This window comes from Ruegeria intermedia, from assembly GCF_900129345.1.
Taxonomy (GTDB): Bacteria; Pseudomonadota; Alphaproteobacteria; order Rhodobacterales; family Rhodobacteraceae; genus Ruegeria; species Ruegeria intermedia.
The window spans coordinates 1-15,830 of the sequence record NZ_FQVK01000024.1 but is presented as its reverse complement, the minus strand read 5'-3'; the positions used below and the strand labels follow the sequence as shown (position 1 = coordinate 15,830).

Here is a 15,830-nt window from a genome sequence, read left to right as displayed (position 1 = left end):
ATCTGCGCCGTTTCAACCTTGTTTCCGTCAACTCAAACCCTCCGGTCGGGATGGCCGTTTTGTAGCACAAAGGCCGTGTCACCGCCGCGCCCAATTTGGCGCGCGGAAATCAAGTTTGCGTCATTTGACCGCATTCGAGCCGACGGAATCCATGGGCGCTAGGGCAAGGTGAAAAACTTGCAATAGCTGGACAGCCAATAAATTATCCTTACAAATTCAAGCCCACCCTGACCGCTCAGCCCGGAGTATCGCACTTGTCCCTATTCCTCATCGCGGCCCTTCCGTTTCTTGGCGCTGTCTTCCCGGCCCTGCTGATCCGAGCCGGTCGCAATGCGGCGGCCTCGGCCGCCGGGCTGACCACGTTTCTTGCGCTCATGGGGCTGTTGATCCACATCCCGGACGTCATGAGCGGCACGGTGGTGACCGCCCGGTTCGACTGGATTCCCGGGCTCGGGCTGAACGCCAATTTCATGCTGGACGGGCTGGGATTCATGTTTGCCCTGCTGATCCTTGGCATCGGCCTGCTGATCATTCTGTACGCGCGGTTCTACTTGTCGCGCGAGGATCCGATGGGGCAGTTCTATACCTATCTGCTGCTGTTCCAGGGCGCGATGGTTGGGATCGTTCTGTCTGACAACATCTTGCTTTTGCTGATTTTCTGGGAACTGACCTCGCTCAGTTCGTTCCTGCTGATCGGGTATTGGAAACACCTGCCCGAAGGGCGCCAGGGCGCGCGGATGGCGCTGGCGGTCACGGGGTCCGGCGGGCTGGCGATGATCGCGGGGATGCTGATCCTGGGCAATATCGTGGGGTCCTATGACCTGAGCGTCATCCTGCAAAACCGCGAGTTGATCCAGGCCTCGCCCTACTATCTGCCGGCGTTGATACTGATCCTGCTGGGGTGTTTCACCAAGTCGGCCCAGTTCCCGTTCCATTTCTGGCTGCCGCATGCCATGGCCGCGCCAACGCCGGTGTCGGCGTACCTGCACTCGGCGACAATGGTGAAGGCTGGTCTGTTCCTGATGGCGCGCATGTGGCCGGTTCTGGCCGGGACCGAGGCGTGGTTCTACATCGTCGCCACCACTGGCCTTGTCACCATGCTGATCGGCGCGGTGATCGCGCTGTTCAAGGATGACCTCAAGGCGCTGCTGGCCTTTTCGACGGTGTCGCATCTGGGGCTGGTCACGATGCTGCTGGGGTTCGGCACCAAGATCGCGGTCGTGGCCGCCATCTTCCACATCATCAACCACGCCACCTTCAAGGCCGCCCTGTTCATGACCGCCGGGATCGTCGACCACGAAACCGGCACCCGCGACATCAAGCGGCTGGGCGGGCTGCGGCACCTGATGCCGCTTACCTTCACCATTGGCACCATCGCCGCGCTGTCGATGGCGGGCATTCCGCCGCTGAACGGCTTCCTGTCGAAAGAGATGATGCTGGAAGAGACGGTCCACACCGTCTGGCGCAATTCCCACTATCTGGTGCCGGGGCTGGCGCTGCTGGCCGCGATCTTTTCTGCGGCCTATTCCTTCCGCTTCATCAGCCATGTGTTTCTGGGCCCCGCGCGGGACGACTATCCCGCCCATCCGCACGACCCGCCCGCCGGCCTGTGGCTGGCCCCCGCGTTCCTGGTGGTTCTGGTCGTGCTGATCGGCCTGAACTCAGCCACCATCGTCGGCCCCCTGGTTGCGGTTGTGTCTTCCGCGGTCATCGGCGGCGAGAAGCTGCCCTATTATTCCCTGAAACTGTGGCACGGATTCACGCCGGCGCTTTACATGTCGATCGTCGCCACGCTGGGCGGTCTGTTCCTGTTGGCTTTGCACCGTCGCGGCGAAACCGTCTGGAACGCCCTGCCCCGCCCGGAGGCCAAGACCATCTTCGACGCCGTCATCGGCGCGTTGACCGCCGTCAGTCGCTGGATCACGGACGAGCTGCACAACGGTGTCATCAGCCGCTACGCGATCATCCTGATCGCCTTTACGGTCGGCCTTGGATACTATGCCTATTCGACCGGCACGATTGGCGTGGAAACGCGGGTTCCGCTGCCGGCCCCCATCATCCCGATCATCGGTTGGCTGTGCCTGATCGTGGCGACGATGGGCATCATGTGGTTCCACCGGAACCGGCTGCTGTCGCTGGTTCTGATCGGTGTCGTCGGCCTGATCGTGTCGATGGCATTCAACTATCTGTCCGCGCCCGATCTGGCCCTGACGCAGATCTCGGTCGAAGTCGTGACCATGATCCTGCTGTTGCTGTCGCTGAACTTCCTGCCGACCGAGACCCCATGGGACAGCAGCGCGGCACGGCGTTGGCGTGATGCCGCCATTTCGGTGGTGGCCGGTATCGGCGCCGGGGGCTTGATCTATGCGCTCATGCTGCGCGATTTCGCCTTCCCGACGATTTCGCAGTTTCACCTTGCCAATTCCTACAAGGGCGGCGGCGGCACCAACGTGGTCAACGTGATCCTGGTGGATTTCCGCGGTTTCGATACCTTCGGCGAGATCATCGTGCTGGGGATCGCGGCGCTGATCATCTATGCCCTGACCGACGCCGTGCTGGGCACCAGCGTGCGCGCCTACCTGCTGAACCGCAAACCTCACTGGCCGCAATCGGGTGACTCGCACCCGCTGATGATGGTTGTTGCAACGCGCGTGTTGATGCCGATCGCCCTGATGGTGGGGGCCTACATCTTCTTCCGCGGCCACAACCAGCCCGGAGGCGGGTTCATCGCCGGTCTGGTGGTCGCGATCGCCTTCCTGATGCAGTACATGGCCAGCGGCTATACCTGGGCCATCGAGCGGCAGCGGTTCTACTATCACGGCACCATCGGCTGGGGCGTTCTGATCGCCGCGGCCACGGGTCTGGGCGCCTGGTTCAACGAACGGCCCTTCCTGACCAGCGATTTCGGCTATCTGCACTGGCGGCCTCTGGAAGAGTTCGAATGGGCCACGGCCATGCTGTTCGACACCGGCGTGTTTCTGGCGGTTCTTGGCGCCGTGATGCTGGCGCTGGACAGCCTGTCGCGCCTGGCCTGGCGGCCCGGCATGGCACAGGAATTCCCGATGGACATCAACCCGTTGCGCGATGCCCTGATCGAAGAAGAACAAGAAAAGAAGGAGCAGGGCTGATGGAAGCTCTCGTCGCATCGGCCGTCGGCGTGCTGACCGCCGCAGGTATCTTTCTGATCCTGCGCCGCCGGACCTTTCCGGTGATCCTGGGCCTGTCCCTGCTGACCTATGCGGTCAACGTGTTCCTGTTCGCCACGGGACGGCTGGCGGTGAACGCGCCGGCGGTGCTGAACAAATACGAGGACGTTCCCTACACCGACCCGCTGCCGCAGGCGCTGGTGCTGACGGCCATCGTGATCTCGTTCGGGATGACGGCGGTGATCGTGATGATCGCGTTGGGCGCCTATCTCTCGGCCAAGGATGACCACATAGACATGTCCGCGCGCGACAGCGTGGACGACGCAGGAGAAGACGCATGAACCACTGGATCGTTGCGCCGATCGTCCTGCCCGCGATCCTGGCCCCGTTCATCATCATGGTCCTGCGTTATCATCTGGACCTGCAGCGCATCTTTTCGGTGGCGGGCGTAGTGGGCCTGCTGGGCATCGCGCTGACCATCACAGCGCAGGCGGCGGGTGGCGACATTCATGTTTACGAGCTTGGCAACTGGCCCGCGCCGTTCGGCATCGTGCTGGTGCTTGACCGGCTGTCGGCGATGATGGTGCTGCTGACGGCCCTGCTGGCCTTGCCCATCGTGCTGTACGCCATCGCCTCGGGCTGGGACGAGCGCGGCAATCATTTCCACCCGCTGTTCCAATTTCAGCTGATGGGGGTTTGCGGCGCCTTCCTGACTGGGGATGCCTTCAACCTGTTCGTGTTCTTCGAGGTGCTGCTGATCGCCTCCTACGGCCTGATGACCCATGGCGGAGGTGCCGTGCGTCTGAAGGCGGGGGTGCAATACGTCACCTACAACCTGCTGGGGTCGACCTTGTTCCTGTTTGCACTGGGCACGATCTATTCGGTGACCGGAACGCTGAACATGGCCGACCTGGCCCTGCGCGTGGCCGAGATCCCGCCCGAAGACACCGCCCTGTTGCGCGTGGGTGCGGTTCTGCTGCTGCTGGTCTTCTGCATCAAGGCCGCCGTCCTGCCGCTGCATTTCTGGCTGCCGGCCAGCTATGCCAATGCGCCGCTGCCGGTGGCCGCCTTGTTCGCGATCATGACCAAGGTGGGGGCCTACTCGATCCTACGGGTCTATACGCTGGTCTTCGGCCCGGACGTGCCGGTTTCGCACGGACTGGTCGGCGACTGGCTGCAACCGGCCGCGTTGGTGACGCTGGCCATCGGATCCATCGGCATATTGGGAACTCAGCATATCGCCCGAATGGTGGCTTTCTGCGCCATTGCCTCGATGGGAACGCTGCTGGTCGCCATTTCGCTGTTCACCGAGGTCGCGACCGCCGCGGCCCTGTATTATGTCTACCACTCGACTCTGGCGACTGCGCTTCTGTTCCTGGTGGCCGATCTGGTCATGCAACGCCGCAGCGGGGTGATCGGGCCGCGGCCGCCGATGCCGCAAAACGGGCTGATTGCCACACTGTTTTTCGTCGGCGCAATCGCCATGGCCGGCATGCCGCCCCTGTCGGGCTTCATCGGAAAACTGCTGGTGCTGGATGCCGCGCGGAACGCGCCCGATGCCACCGCCATCTGGGCCGTGGTCCTGATCGGCTCGTTCGTCACCATCGTGGGGCTTGCGCGTGCCGGCTCGTTGATCTTTTGGAAAAGTCACGACGCCAGCACGCAGGATGATCCGACCCCCGAAGCGGAAACCGCCCCCGAAGACGCAGACCCCGCGCCACCGCCGCCGCCCGAGCCGCAGCCCGGCCTTGCGTTCACTTCGGTCTTCGGCCTCGTCGCGGGGCTGGTCCTGCTGACCCTGTTCGCCGGGCCTGCGCTGGACTACACTCGCGCAACGGCGGCGCAACTGTTCGCGCCGGAACAGTACATCTCGGCCGTATTGGGAGGTGACGACTGATGAAACTGCTGCGCCGGATATTTCCCCACCCGCATCTGAGCTTTCTGCTGACGATCGTCTGGGTGCTGCTGGCCAACGCGCCGTCGCTGAATTCGCTGGTCTTCGGGCTGCTTCTGGGTATCGTCATCCCCTTCATCACACAGCCCTACTGGCCCGACCGTCCGGTGCTGCGCAACTGGCCGATGGTGGTGGAATACATCCTGGTGGTGCTGTGGGACATCGTGATGGCCAACATCACCGTCGCCCGGATCATCCTGTTCAAGCCGGATGCCGAGCGCCAGCCCAACTGGGTCTCGATCCCGCTTGACCTGCGCACCCCCGAGGCGATCACCGTTCTGGCCGGCACCATCACGATGACGCCCGGAACCGTCAGCTGCGACCTGTCCGCCCAAGGCCACTGCCTGCTGGTGCATTGTCTGGACGCCCCCGATCCGGCCGCCGTCCGCGACCAGATCAAACAGCGGTACGAGCGCCGCCTGAAGGAGATCTTCGAATGATCGACTATGCCATATACTTTGCCTTTGCCTGTTTCGGCGCCGCGATCATGATGTGTCTTTGGCGGATTATCACCGCCGACGGCGTCGGGACCCGCGTGCTGGCGCTGGATACCATGGTCATCAACACCATCGCCCTGATGATCCTGTATGGCCTTGCCGTCGGAACCGAGATCTTCTTCGAATCCGCGATGATCATCGCCATGCTGGGCTTTGTCTCGACCGTGGCCTACGCGCGCTTCATGCTGCGCGGAAACATCATCGAGTGAGGCCGGCATGGAGTTTCTGTTTGAACTGCTGATCGCGTTTTTCCTGATCGTGTCGGGCATCTTCGGCTTTGTCGGCTCGTTTGGTATGATCAAGCTGAAAGACCCGATGTCGCGCCTGCATGCGCCCACCAAGGCAACCACGCTGGGCGTGGGCGGCGTTCTGCTGGCCTCGATCTGCCATTCGGTTTTGGTCGAGGGGCGCCTGTCGATGCACGAACTGCTGATTACCCTGTTTCTGTTCCTGACCGCGCCGATCACGGCCCTGTTCATTGCCAAATGGCACATTCACCGCCATGAAAAGCCCGAGAACCTGCCCGATGCCGGCGAGGATGGCCTGTGGGCCACCCACGCGGTCGAGCAGATGGAAGACGTCCCGGACCACAGCAAGAACTGAGCCGCATGCAAACGCCCCCCCTGCCCCTGACCCGCGATCTGGTTCTGATCGGCGGAGGCCACACCCATGCTCTGGTGCTGCGCAAATGGGGCATGAACCCGCTGCCGGGCGTGCGTGTGACCGTGATAAACCCGGGGCCGACGCCCCCCTATTCCGGCATGTTGCCCGGCTTTGTCGCGGGGCACTATGCGCGGGAAGATCTCGATATCGACCTGGTGCGCCTGGCGCGGTTCGCCGGCGCCCGGCTCATCCTTGGCCCCGCCACCGGGCTTGATCCCGAACGTCGCGTCGTTCAGGTGCCCGGCCACCCCGAGATCGGCTTCGACGTGGCCTCGGTCAATGTGGGGATCACGTCCGACATGCCCGACCTGCCCGGTTTTGCCGACCATGCGGTACCGGCCAAGCCGCTGGGTCCGTTTGCCGCGCGCTGGGCCGCCTATCTGCAAGGCTCGGGTCCGGCCTCGGTTGCGGTCATCGGCGGCGGGGTCGCCGGGGTCGAACTGGTCATGGCCATGGCCCATGCCCTGCGCGTGCGCAACCGCAAGGCGCAAGTGACGCTGATCGACCGCGACCGGGCCTTGTCGGCGGTTGGTTCCAAGGCGGCGGCGACCCTTCGTCGGACCATGCACGGCCTTGGCATCGACTGCATCGAACAAACCGGCATTCTTCGCGTCGGACCGGATCACGTGGAACTGGCAGATGGTCGCCACATCGCCGCAGATTTCGTGACCGGAGCCGCAGGCGCGCGCCCCTATGACTGGATCGCGCAGACCGGTCTGGCCCTGCACGAGGGGTTCATCCGCGTGAGCAGCCACCTGCAGTCCAGCGACCCGTCGGTCTTTGCGGCCGGCGACTGCGCGCACCTGTCCGAAGATCCCCGGCCCAAGGCGGGCGTCTTTGCGGTCCGCGAGGCACCGGTGCTGTTCGACAACCTGCGCGCCGCGTTGGGGGCGGGGCGGATGCGGCGGTACCGGCCGCAGAAGGACTACCTCAAACTGATTTCACTGGGCGAAAAATCGGCGCTGGCCGAGCGGCTGGGCACATCTTTCAGCGGCCCGCTGATGTGGAGATGGAAGGACCGCATCGACCGGAAATTCATGGACCGGTTTCGCGACCTGCCACGCATGGCGGCCCCACCCCTGCCGCGCCACCACGCCGCCGGCCTGCGCGAGGCGTTGGGAGACAAGCCCATGTGCGGCGGCTGCGGGGCCAAGGTCGGGCGCGGCGCGCTGCGCGCGGCGCTGTCGGCCCTGCCCGGCAGCGACCGCCCGGATATCACGCCTCTGCCCGGGGATGACGCCGCGCTGCTGACCGTCGGCACGGCCCGGATGGTGATGACCACCGACCACCTCAGAGCCTTCGTCGCCGACCCGGTACTGATGACCCGGATTGCCGCCGTGCATGCGTTGGGGGACATATGGGCGATGGGCGCCGCGCCCAACGCCGCCACGGCAACCCTGATCCTGCCGCGCATGTCCGCGCAACTGCAGAACCGGACGATGGCGGAAATCATGGAGACCGCGACCCGGGCCATGCGGCAGGCCGGGGCCGAGATCGTCGGCGGCCACAGCTCGATGGGCGACGAGATGACCATCGGCTTCACGGTGACCGGCCTGTGCGACACCGCCCCGATCACCCTGTCCGGCGGACGGCCGGGCGACGCGCTGTTGCTGACCAAGCCCTTGGGCAGCGGGGTCCTCATGGCCGCCGAAATGTCCGGTGATGCGCGCGGCGACTGGGTGCAGGCGGCATATGATCTGATGACGCAGCCCCAGGGCGAGGCGGCGCGCATTCTGAGCGCGGCGCATGCGATGACCGACGTCACCGGCTTTGGGCTGGCCGGGCATCTGGCCGGGCTGTGCGAGGCCTCGGGCTGCGGCGCAATTCTGGACCTGAACGCGATGCCGGTCATGGACGGCGCGCTGGAGCTGAGCCACGACGGAATCCGCTCGACCCTGTTTGCGGACAACCGTGCGATCGTTCCCGAGTTGCCCGAAGGCGGAAAGGCCGATCTGCTGTTCGACCCCCAAACCGCCGGAGGTCTGCTGGCTGCCGTCCAACCCGACGCGGCCATGGCCCTGCGCGATCGGCTGCGGGCTGCGGGTTATCCGGCCGAAATCGTGGGTGAACTGGTCGAGGCTCCGGGGCTGAAGCTGCGGGGCTGAGCCAACAGCCCTTCGATTTGCGACGCCAGAGTGTCCAGCGCTGCTGCGGTAAGCGACTCCGCCTGCAGTTGCGCCATCACATCCACCTTGTGGACGCGGCGCGATTTTTCATAGGCCGGATCATAATGCTGCTCCATCAGGGCACGGGTCAGCCCGGCCTTGTCACCTTGGGCGATCAGATCGAACCAGCCATCCACGACATCGTGGCCGCGATGGTGGCGCAGTGGTGCCAGACGTTCCTTCAACCGCTCGGGGTCGGACAGGATGTCGTCATAGGCCGACACCAGATAGGCGGTACGGGCCGCGATCGGCGCCGTGATCCGAATGCGCGGCGCAACCCGCAGCGCCTTCCAGACCGAGGGCGGCAGGATCAGCGTCCCGATCTTCGAAGATTCGGCCTCGACCACCACGGGGCGCGAAGGGTCCAGCGCAATCAGCGCCGCGGCGAGCGCGGATTCGAAAGCCTTCTGGCTGGGTTGGCCGCCCGGTTGCTCGCCCAGAAGCGAGCCCCGGTGATTGGCCAGCGCCTCGAGGTCCAGAATCTGCACGCCCCTCTGGCGCAAGCGCGCCAGAAGCTCGGTCTTGGCGGAGCCGGTATATCCGTCCAACGCCACCAGCCGGTGCGGCAGCGGGTCGTCATACAGAAACCGGTTCACAAGCCGCCGATAGGTGCGGTACCCGCCCGAGACGACCTCGGCGCGCCAGCCGATCTGCTGCAGCATCCAGGTGAACGACCCCGATCGCTGCCCCCCGCGCCAGCAATAGACCAGGGGGCGCCAGCCGCCGTCGTGATGGCTCAGGCGGTTTTCGATGTGGTCAGCGGCATTGCGGAACACCAGCGCCGCGCCCAGCTTGCGGGCCAGAAACGGGCTTTGCTGCACATAGATGGTGCCGACGCGGGCGCGCTCTTCGTTGTTCAGAACCGGCCGGTTGATGGCGCCGGGGGCGTGGTCTTCGGCATATTCCGCCGGGCTGCGTACGTCGATCACCGTGTCGAACCCGTGGGTGTAGAACGCGGTCAGGTCTGGGAATTCGATTGCCATGGACAAGGTCTAGCGCCGCCGGGGCTCAATGGAAACCCGCGACCGAGCGATCAGCCCTCGGCGATTGGCGCGATCAGCTGCGGACCGCTGGCCCGGTTCGAGTTGACCGCAGTACTGACCCGATAGAACTCCAGCAGGTCCTCGGGGCCGGGGCGCATAAGGCGTGCAGCCCCTTTGCCGGCTTCGCCCAGCCACAGCGCCCAGTCTTGCGGCTCGAGGATCAGAGGCATGCGGTGGTGGATGGCCTTGACCCGCGAGTTTGCGGCGGTGGTCACGATGGCGCAGGTGCCGCGGCGGGCTTCGGGCGGCCCCCAGTCCTGCCAGATCCCGGCAAAGGCGATGGGGGCGCCGTCGCGGCGGTGGAAATACCACGGCAGGCGCGCGCCATCCGCGTCCTTGGTCCATTCATAGAAGCCCGTGGCCACGACAATGCAGCGCCGATCCCGGCAGGCGGCGCGAAAGGCCGGCTTGTCCGCCAGGGTCTCGGCCCGCGCATTGATCAGAAGCGGGCCGTCATTTTCCGACTTGTACCAATGCGGCAGAAACCCCCAACGCAACGGATCCAGCCTGCGCCCCGTTTCCCCGGCGCGGACGACATGCACCGGGTTTGTCGGACAGACATTGTAGTTGGGCACTGGCGGCAGATCATTCGCCGGGCGTGCGGCAAACAGCTGCGCCATGGCATCATTGGGAAGAGTTATTGCAAACCGTCCACACATGGGCAATGAACCTAGCAGCGGAAAAACAGGATCGAGCGGCGCATAGTTTCATGGCAACTCAAGCACCAAATTCTCTCAAGGCCAAGGCATTGGCCGATCTCGAGGCGGGCAAATTTCCTCAGGCCCTGAAAAAGGCAACGCTGGGCACCAAGAAATTCCCGAAGGATGCGGATTTTCACGCCATCGCCGGCTTCGTGCTGACCGAGATGAAGCAGTACAAGAAATCCATCCCCCATTTTCAGGAGGCGTCACGCCTGAAGCCGGATGACCCGCAATTCGTGGAAAACCTCGCCAATGCGCTGATGCAGACCGGGCAGATCGCTCAGGCCCTGGCCTATTCCGAACGGATGTTGGACAAATTTCCGGGCAACCCGGAAATCATCCGCGTCATCGATGAAATCAAGCTCAAGGGCCAGAACTGGCGCAGCATCGTCGAAAACGCCACCGAAAAGCTGAAGAACGATCCCGACAACCCCAAGCTTCTGGCCTCGCGCGGCCGGGCCTACGGCAAACTGGGCTTTGTCGAGGCCAGCTCGCGCGACATCGCGCGGGCCTATGAACTGGCGCCCGACGACATGGGGATCGCGTTCCGAAAGGCGGTCGATCTGCATCAGGCGGGAGACAAGGCGGGGTGCGCCGAGATTCTGTGGCGCATTCTGGAACAGGAGCCACACCACATTTCGGCCTTGTATCAGCTGTCGTCGATGGTCGACAGCGAGCAGGCCAAGTCGCTGCTGCCGCAGGTCGAGGCGGCGATGGCCGAAATCGACCACAGGGATTCGACGCTGGAATTCGCCAAGGCCCAGCTTGAGTCGAAGATCGAGGGCCTGGAGGCCGCGCTGCCGCAGTTCGCCCGCGCCAATGCCGCCCAACACGCGGAAAATCCATACGATTTCGGCGCCGAGGAGAAGAAATTCGAGCGGATCAAATCCCTGTTCCCCTCGCCGGAGGCCGTTCCCAGTTCGGGCGTCGAGGACGTCCCTCTGCCCATTTTCGTGCTCGGGCAGCCGCGCTCGGGCACGACGCTGATGGAGATGATGCTGAGCTCGGTCCCCGATGTCGCCGGTTGCGGAGAGCTGACCCTTGCCGCCGATCTGTCGGCGGTCTACTCGGATGAAAACCAGCCGTTCGACGACGTCGAGGCCCGCAGATTCGCCGAAGAGTTCCGCGAGCTGATGCCTCCGATCCCCGACGGGTCGATCGCCTTCGTGGACAAGATGCCTCACAACTATCAGCGCGTGGGCTTCATCCTCTCGGCCTTCCCCAATGCCAAGATCGTGCACATGCTGCGCGACCCGCGCGATGTCGGGCTGTCGAAATGGATTCGCCGTTTTCCCGCGGGCGGAATGCGATACGCGTCGAACCTGAACTCCATCGCGCATTCGGCCAACCTGTATCGGCGCTACATGCAGCATTGGGATGCCATCTTCGGTGACCGGATTCTGACGGTTCAATACGAAAACCTGGTGGCCGACCCGGAAACCTACAGCAAGCAGGTGGCCGCGTTCTGCGGGATCGACTGGCAGGAAAGCATGATGCACCCGGAGGAAAACAAGAAACAGGTGCGCACCGCCAGTATCGATCAGGTGCGCAAAAAGATCTCGACCAAGTCGATCGGGGGCTGGCGCAAGGTCGCCGATCACATCCGCCCCATGCTGGACGGGTTCGACCCGGATCTGTGGCCGGAATACGAGTTCGGCTGAGACCCGCCAACGAAAAAGGCCGCATCCCCGGATGCGGCCTTTGTTCTTTTGTCTGCGATCACTTCCTCTGAATGCGACCGTCCAGGTAAGGCGTGTAGGGTGCATTCGCCGCCAGGTATTCAGCGGTCACATCCGCCAGATCGGGGCCGAAATCATAGGCGTTCTTGTCGTCGCCCGTGAACATCTTGTACCCGTCCCCGCCATTGCGGACATAGTTGTTGGTGACCACCAGATAGGTCTTGTTCGGATCGATCGGCACATAGCTGTCGCCCTCGGCCACCAGCACCTCGACGATACGGCCTTCGTTGGGGGCAACCGACGGATCCCAGGTGAATTTCAGCCCGGCAACCTGCGGAAAGCGGCCCTTGACCTCTTCTACCTGGCTGACCCCGTTCTCCAGCGCATCGATGATGCCCTGGCCGCTGATCTCGAAGGTCGAAAGCGTGTTCTGGAAGGGCAGAACGGTCAGCACCTCGCCCATGGTCACGTCGCCCGCGTCGATCGAGGCGCGCAGGCCGCCCGAGTTGGCGATGGCGATCTGAACGCCCTGATCGGCGACCCGCGCCAGCATGGCGTCGGCCACCAGATTGCCCATCTCGCATTCCTGCACGCGGCAGATGTCGCGCGATCCTTCGATCGCATCGGAGGCCGAGGCGACGACGCGTTTCTTCATTTCCTCGATCGGGGCACCCATCTCGGCCACACGTGCGGCAATATCGGGATCGGGCGTTATGGACGCGTCCAGAAGAATCGGTTCGCCCTGAGCCGAAACCAGGTTTCCATCGTCGTCAAAAGTCAGTTCGATCTCGCCAAGGTACTTGGAATAGGCATAGGCTTGTACGACCGGCACATCGCCGACCATCATCGGGTAGGGTCCTGCCGCACCATCATCGGTGTTGGACAACAGTGTGTGCGAATGCCCACCGACGACAAGGTCAATGCCCGGAACCTTTTCGGCAATCTCAATATCCTTCGCCAGACCCACGTGGTTCAGCGCGATGATGATGTTTACACCTTCCGCCTCGAGTGCGGCCACGTCGGCGGCCAAGCTGTCAATCTCGTCTTGGAACACGACATCCTTGCCCGGGCTCGACGTTTCGACAGTGTCCGTAGCCAGCGCCGAAATGATCCCGATCTTTTGCCCTCCGACCTCCAGAACGACGTGGTTCTGGACTTTGCCTTTCAGCTCTGCGGACGAAGACAGGTCGAGATTTCCAGAAATCACCGGAAAGCTGACGGCATCGATGAAAGCGGCAAGCCCCGCCGGGCCGTCATCGAACTCGTGATTGCCGACAGCCATTACATCATATCCGATCGCCTCCATGAACTCGGCTTCCGCCGCACCCTTGTAGGTCGTGTAGAACAAGGACCCCTGGAATGGGTCACCTGCATCCAACAGCAACAGGTTGGCGTCAGGCATTTCAGCACGTTTGGCATCGACTACGGTTTTGAGCCGCGCAACCCCGCCAAAGCACTTGCCTTCGGCCTCGCCTTCCGCATCGCACGTCGAGTCATACTTGTTGATGGACTCTATGCGGCTGTGCAGGTCGTTGGTGTGCAGAATGGTCAGCTTGTAGTCGGCCGCCGCCATGCCTGCGGTCAGGCCAAGGGCCGCGACGGATGTCAGGAAACGGGTAATCATTTGAAACTCCCTGTTATTGATTGTCAGGATCGTGCGCCGAGGGCGGCAAAGAGTCAAAGGGGGAAATGCGGCTTGATTCTACCCCGCGCGCGGGGCATCACGGCGCCATGCTGATCTACAAGATATTCCGGGCCGAGGAATGGGCGGCCCTGCAGGCACAGGGCGAAACCCGGGGCGCACCCATCGACGTGACCGATGGGTTTGTGCATTTTTCCACGGCAGAACAGGCGGCGGAAACCGCGGCCAAGCACTTTGCCGGGGCCGAAAACCTGACCCTCGTGGCCTGCGATGCCCAGAAAATGGGCGATGATCTGAAATGGGAGGTCTCGCGCGGCGGGGCCCTGTTCCCGCATCTCTATCGCAACATGCGCATGGCCGATGTGGTCTGGGCCAAGCCGCTGCCGCTGGAAAACGGCGCGCACCGCTTCCCCGAGGAGATGCAATGACCAGCCATATCGACCCCGACCGCGCCCAGTTCGAGGCGTTCAAGGCGCTGGACCGCGACCACCCGATCGAGATGCTGAACCTTGTGCGGCTCCGCGCCAAGGCCGCCTATCCCGCAGGCCACGATCTGGCCGGCGCGGGGCTGAGCGGCGCCGAAGCCTATCGCCGGTACGGGGCCGAAACCGCGCCGATCATCGCGCGGCTGGGGGCCGCGATCATCTGGCGCGGCACGTTCCAGACAACGCTGATCGGCCCGCAGGACGAGGTATGGGACGAGATGTTCATCGCCCGCTACCCCTCGGCCCATGCGTTTCTGGAGATGGTGACCGAACCGGCCTACCGCGCGGCGGTCATTCACCGGCAGGCGGCTGTGGCCGACTCGCGCCTGATCCGCACCGCCCCCGCCCCAACCGGAGCGTCCTTCGGATGAAACTGACCGAGAAACTTGCGCTGGCGGCCCTGCATCGCCTGGACCCTGAAACCGCGCACGGCCTGTCGATCAAGGCGCTGAAATCGGGTCTGACCCCGGCACCCGGTCCCGTCACCTCGCCGCGCTTGCGCACGCAGCTGGCCGGGCTGGATCTGCCCAACCCGGTGGGGCTGGCCGCCGGGTTCGACAAAAACGGCGAGGTTCTGGGCCCGCTGTCCCGCGCGGGCTTTGGGTTTATCGAGGTGGGTGCCGTCACACCGCGCCCGCAGCCGGGCAACCCCAAGCCGCGCCTGTTCCGCCTTTCCGAGGACCGCGCCGCCGTCAACCGGTTCGGCTTCAACAACGCAGGGATGGAGGCGATGGCCCGGCGTCTGGCGCACCGCCCCAAGGACGCGGTGATCGGCCTGAACCTGGGCGCCAACAAAGACAGCAGCGACCGGGCGCGGGATTTTGCGCAGGTGCTGGCCCATTGCGGGCAATGGCTGGATTTCGCCACGGTGAATGTCTCGTCGCCCAACACCGAAAAGCTGCGCGACCTGCAGGGCAAAGAGGCGCTGAGCGCCCTGCTGGCAGGTGTGCTGGACACCCGCGATGCCTTGGCGCGGCCGATCCCGGTGTTTCTGAAAATCGCCCCCGACCTTGCGGATGACGAACTGCGGGACATCGCCGACGTCGCCCGTGACACGGGTATCGACGGTGTCATCGCCACCAACACGACCTTGTCGCGCGAAGGGCTGCGCAGCCCGCACAAGGATCAGGCCGGCGGACTGTCGGGCGCGCCCCTGTTCGAGAAATCGACCCGCGTTCTGGCCCGGCTGAGCCAGTTGACCGGCGGGCAGATTCCGTTGATCGGCGTGGGCGGCATCAGCACCGCCGAACAGGCCTATGCCAAGATCTGCGCCGGGGCCTCGGCCGTGCAGCTCTATACCGCGATGGTCTATGGCGGCCTGTCGCTGGCGGCCGAGATCGCGCGAGGGCTGGACGCCCTGCTGGCGCGGGACGGGTTCAAATCGGTGGCCGACGCCGTCGGCAGCAAACGAGAGGATTGGCTGTGATCGAATACTGGCACAACCCACGCTGTTCAAAATCGCGCGCCGGGCTGGCCCTGCTGCAGGACCGCGGCGCCGAGGTTACCGTTCGCAGATACCTCGAGGACGCGCCCAGCGCGGATGAGCTGCGCGCGGTGCTGTCCCGGTTGGGCATCCCGGCGATCGAGATGATGCGCCGGGGCGAGGCGCGGTTCAAGGAACTGGGGCTGAGCAGGGAAACACCAGAAGAGGCCTTGGTTCAGGCCATGGCCGAGAACCCGATCCTCATCGAACGCCCCATCGGGATCACCGCCGACAAGGCCGCCATCGGTCGCCCGCCCGAGAACCTGCTGACCCTGCTCTAGGTCACACACTCATAAATCGCTATCGGCGTTTGAGGGTTTCTGATTCACTTCTGTGAAAGAGGAGAGCAGCATGTCTCAACGTCGCTATGAA

Annotated in this window: 15 protein-coding genes; 12 read left to right on the top strand and 3 right to left on the bottom strand. The window is 64.0% G+C overall.

Annotated features, from left to right (window positions below; translation table 11 throughout):
- The first annotated feature begins 254 nt into the window (after positions 1-254).
- Genes F3H26_RS15375 through selD form a run of 7 tightly spaced genes read left to right on the top strand, consistent with a single transcriptional unit; the run spans position 255 to position 8,365 of the window.
- Positions 255-3,128, top strand: a complete 2,874-nt coding sequence (locus F3H26_RS15375; protein ID WP_149776894.1) for a monovalent cation/H+ antiporter subunit A — start codon at positions 255-257, stop codon at positions 3,126-3,128.
- Positions 3,128-3,487: a Na+/H+ antiporter subunit C gene (locus tag F3H26_RS15370; RefSeq protein ID WP_149776893.1), complete on the top strand. Its 360-nt coding sequence runs from the start codon at positions 3,128-3,130 to the stop codon at positions 3,485-3,487. The genes F3H26_RS15375 and F3H26_RS15370 overlap by 1 nt, the downstream gene beginning before the upstream one ends.
- Positions 3,484-5,043 carry a monovalent cation/H+ antiporter subunit D gene (locus F3H26_RS15365; RefSeq protein ID WP_149776892.1) on the top strand — a complete coding sequence of 520 codons (1,560 nt, stop codon included), beginning with the start codon at positions 3,484-3,486 and terminating at the stop codon, positions 5,041-5,043. The genes F3H26_RS15370 and F3H26_RS15365 overlap by 4 nt, the downstream gene beginning before the upstream one ends.
- Complete coding sequence (locus F3H26_RS15360) at positions 5,043-5,540, top strand: Na+/H+ antiporter subunit E (RefSeq protein WP_149776891.1); 498 nt, start codon at positions 5,043-5,045, stop codon at positions 5,538-5,540. Before F3H26_RS15365 ends, F3H26_RS15360 begins: the two co-directional genes overlap by 1 nt.
- Entirely contained in the window at positions 5,537-5,806 is a 270-nt protein-coding gene (locus tag F3H26_RS15355) for a K+/H+ antiporter subunit F (RefSeq protein WP_149776890.1), read from the top strand. The genes F3H26_RS15360 and F3H26_RS15355 overlap by 4 nt, the downstream gene beginning before the upstream one ends.
- Before the next feature lie 7 nt (positions 5,807-5,813).
- Entirely contained in the window at positions 5,814-6,200 is a 387-nt protein-coding gene (locus tag F3H26_RS15350; protein ID WP_149776889.1) for a Na+/H+ antiporter subunit G, read from the top strand.
- Between the two features lie 5 nt (positions 6,201-6,205).
- On the top strand, positions 6,206-8,365 hold the full coding sequence (gene selD / locus F3H26_RS15345; RefSeq protein ID WP_149776888.1) for a selenide, water dikinase SelD: 2,160 nt from the start codon (positions 6,206-6,208) through the stop codon (positions 8,363-8,365).
- Here selD and mnmH read toward each other — a convergent pair.
- Together mnmH and F3H26_RS15335 are read right to left on the bottom strand one after the other, a co-directional pair.
- Complete coding sequence (mnmH, locus tag F3H26_RS15340) at positions 8,305-9,408, bottom strand: tRNA 2-selenouridine(34) synthase MnmH (RefSeq protein WP_149776887.1); 1,104 nt, start codon at positions 9,406-9,408, stop codon at positions 8,305-8,307. The genes selD and mnmH overlap by 61 nt on opposite strands.
- Before the next feature lie 50 nt (positions 9,409-9,458).
- Positions 9,459-10,127 carry an SOS response-associated peptidase gene (locus tag F3H26_RS15335; RefSeq protein WP_149776886.1) on the bottom strand — a complete coding sequence of 223 codons (669 nt, stop codon included), beginning with the start codon at positions 10,125-10,127 and terminating at the stop codon, positions 9,459-9,461.
- 50 nt (positions 10,128-10,177) lie between these two features.
- Here F3H26_RS15335 and F3H26_RS15330 point away from each other — a divergent pair, with 50 nt between their 5' ends.
- On the top strand, positions 10,178-11,830 hold the full coding sequence (locus F3H26_RS15330; RefSeq protein ID WP_223162528.1) for a tetratricopeptide repeat-containing sulfotransferase family protein: 1,653 nt from the start codon (positions 10,178-10,180) through the stop codon (positions 11,828-11,830).
- A gap of 58 nt (positions 11,831-11,888) precedes the next feature.
- On the opposite strand, the gene F3H26_RS15325 is transcribed toward F3H26_RS15330, so the two are convergent.
- Positions 11,889-13,472 (bottom strand): bifunctional metallophosphatase/5'-nucleotidase, encoded by a 1,584-nt coding sequence (locus F3H26_RS15325; RefSeq protein WP_149776884.1) that lies wholly within the window; start codon positions 13,470-13,472, stop codon positions 11,889-11,891.
- A gap of 107 nt (positions 13,473-13,579) precedes the next feature.
- Here F3H26_RS15325 and F3H26_RS15320 point away from each other — a divergent pair, with 107 nt between their 5' ends.
- Genes F3H26_RS15320 through arsC form a run of 4 tightly spaced genes read left to right on the top strand, consistent with a single transcriptional unit; the run spans position 13,580 to position 15,739 of the window.
- On the top strand, positions 13,580-13,918 hold the full coding sequence (locus tag F3H26_RS15320; protein ID WP_149776933.1) for a DUF952 domain-containing protein: 339 nt from the start codon (positions 13,580-13,582) through the stop codon (positions 13,916-13,918).
- The gene (locus F3H26_RS15315) at positions 13,915-14,346 is read left to right on the top strand and encodes a DUF1330 domain-containing protein (protein ID WP_149776883.1); all 432 of its coding nucleotides are present in this window, start codon (positions 13,915-13,917) and stop codon (positions 14,344-14,346) included. The genes F3H26_RS15320 and F3H26_RS15315 overlap by 4 nt, the downstream gene beginning before the upstream one ends.
- The gene (locus F3H26_RS15310; RefSeq protein WP_149776882.1) at positions 14,343-15,401 is read left to right on the top strand and encodes a quinone-dependent dihydroorotate dehydrogenase; all 1,059 of its coding nucleotides are present in this window, start codon (positions 14,343-14,345) and stop codon (positions 15,399-15,401) included. The genes F3H26_RS15315 and F3H26_RS15310 overlap by 4 nt, the downstream gene beginning before the upstream one ends.
- Positions 15,398-15,739 (top strand): arsenate reductase (glutaredoxin), encoded by a 342-nt coding sequence (arsC, locus tag F3H26_RS15305; protein WP_149776881.1) that lies wholly within the window; start codon positions 15,398-15,400, stop codon positions 15,737-15,739. The genes F3H26_RS15310 and arsC overlap by 4 nt, the downstream gene beginning before the upstream one ends.
- The last annotated feature ends 91 nt before the right edge of the window (positions 15,740-15,830 follow it).

Coding starts and splice junctions, on each gene's coding strand:
- F3H26_RS15310 (WP_149776882.1), top strand. CDS start 14,343: ATGAAACTGACCGAGAAACTTGCGCTGGCGGCCCTGCATCGCCTGGAC.
- F3H26_RS15320 (WP_149776933.1), top strand. CDS start 13,580: ATGCTGATCTACAAGATATTCCGGGCCGAGGAATGGGCGGCCCTGCAG.
- F3H26_RS15315 (WP_149776883.1), top strand. CDS start 13,915: ATGACCAGCCATATCGACCCCGACCGCGCCCAGTTCGAGGCGTTCAAG.
- F3H26_RS15360 (WP_149776891.1), top strand. CDS start 5,043: ATGAAACTGCTGCGCCGGATATTTCCCCACCCGCATCTGAGCTTTCTG.
- F3H26_RS15325 (WP_149776884.1), bottom strand. CDS start 13,472: ATGATTACCCGTTTCCTGACATCCGTCGCGGCCCTTGGCCTGACCGCA.
- F3H26_RS15355 (WP_149776890.1), top strand. CDS start 5,537: ATGATCGACTATGCCATATACTTTGCCTTTGCCTGTTTCGGCGCCGCG.
- F3H26_RS15370 (WP_149776893.1), top strand. CDS start 3,128: ATGGAAGCTCTCGTCGCATCGGCCGTCGGCGTGCTGACCGCCGCAGGT.
- F3H26_RS15365 (WP_149776892.1), top strand. CDS start 3,484: ATGAACCACTGGATCGTTGCGCCGATCGTCCTGCCCGCGATCCTGGCC.
- F3H26_RS15335 (WP_149776886.1), bottom strand. CDS start 10,127: ATGTGTGGACGGTTTGCAATAACTCTTCCCAATGATGCCATGGCGCAG.
- F3H26_RS15330 (WP_223162528.1), top strand. CDS start 10,178: ATGGCAACTCAAGCACCAAATTCTCTCAAGGCCAAGGCATTGGCCGAT.
- F3H26_RS15350 (WP_149776889.1), top strand. CDS start 5,814: ATGGAGTTTCTGTTTGAACTGCTGATCGCGTTTTTCCTGATCGTGTCG.
- mnmH (WP_149776887.1), bottom strand. CDS start 9,408: ATGGCAATCGAATTCCCAGACCTGACCGCGTTCTACACCCACGGGTTC.
- selD (WP_149776888.1), top strand. CDS start 6,206: ATGCAAACGCCCCCCCTGCCCCTGACCCGCGATCTGGTTCTGATCGGC.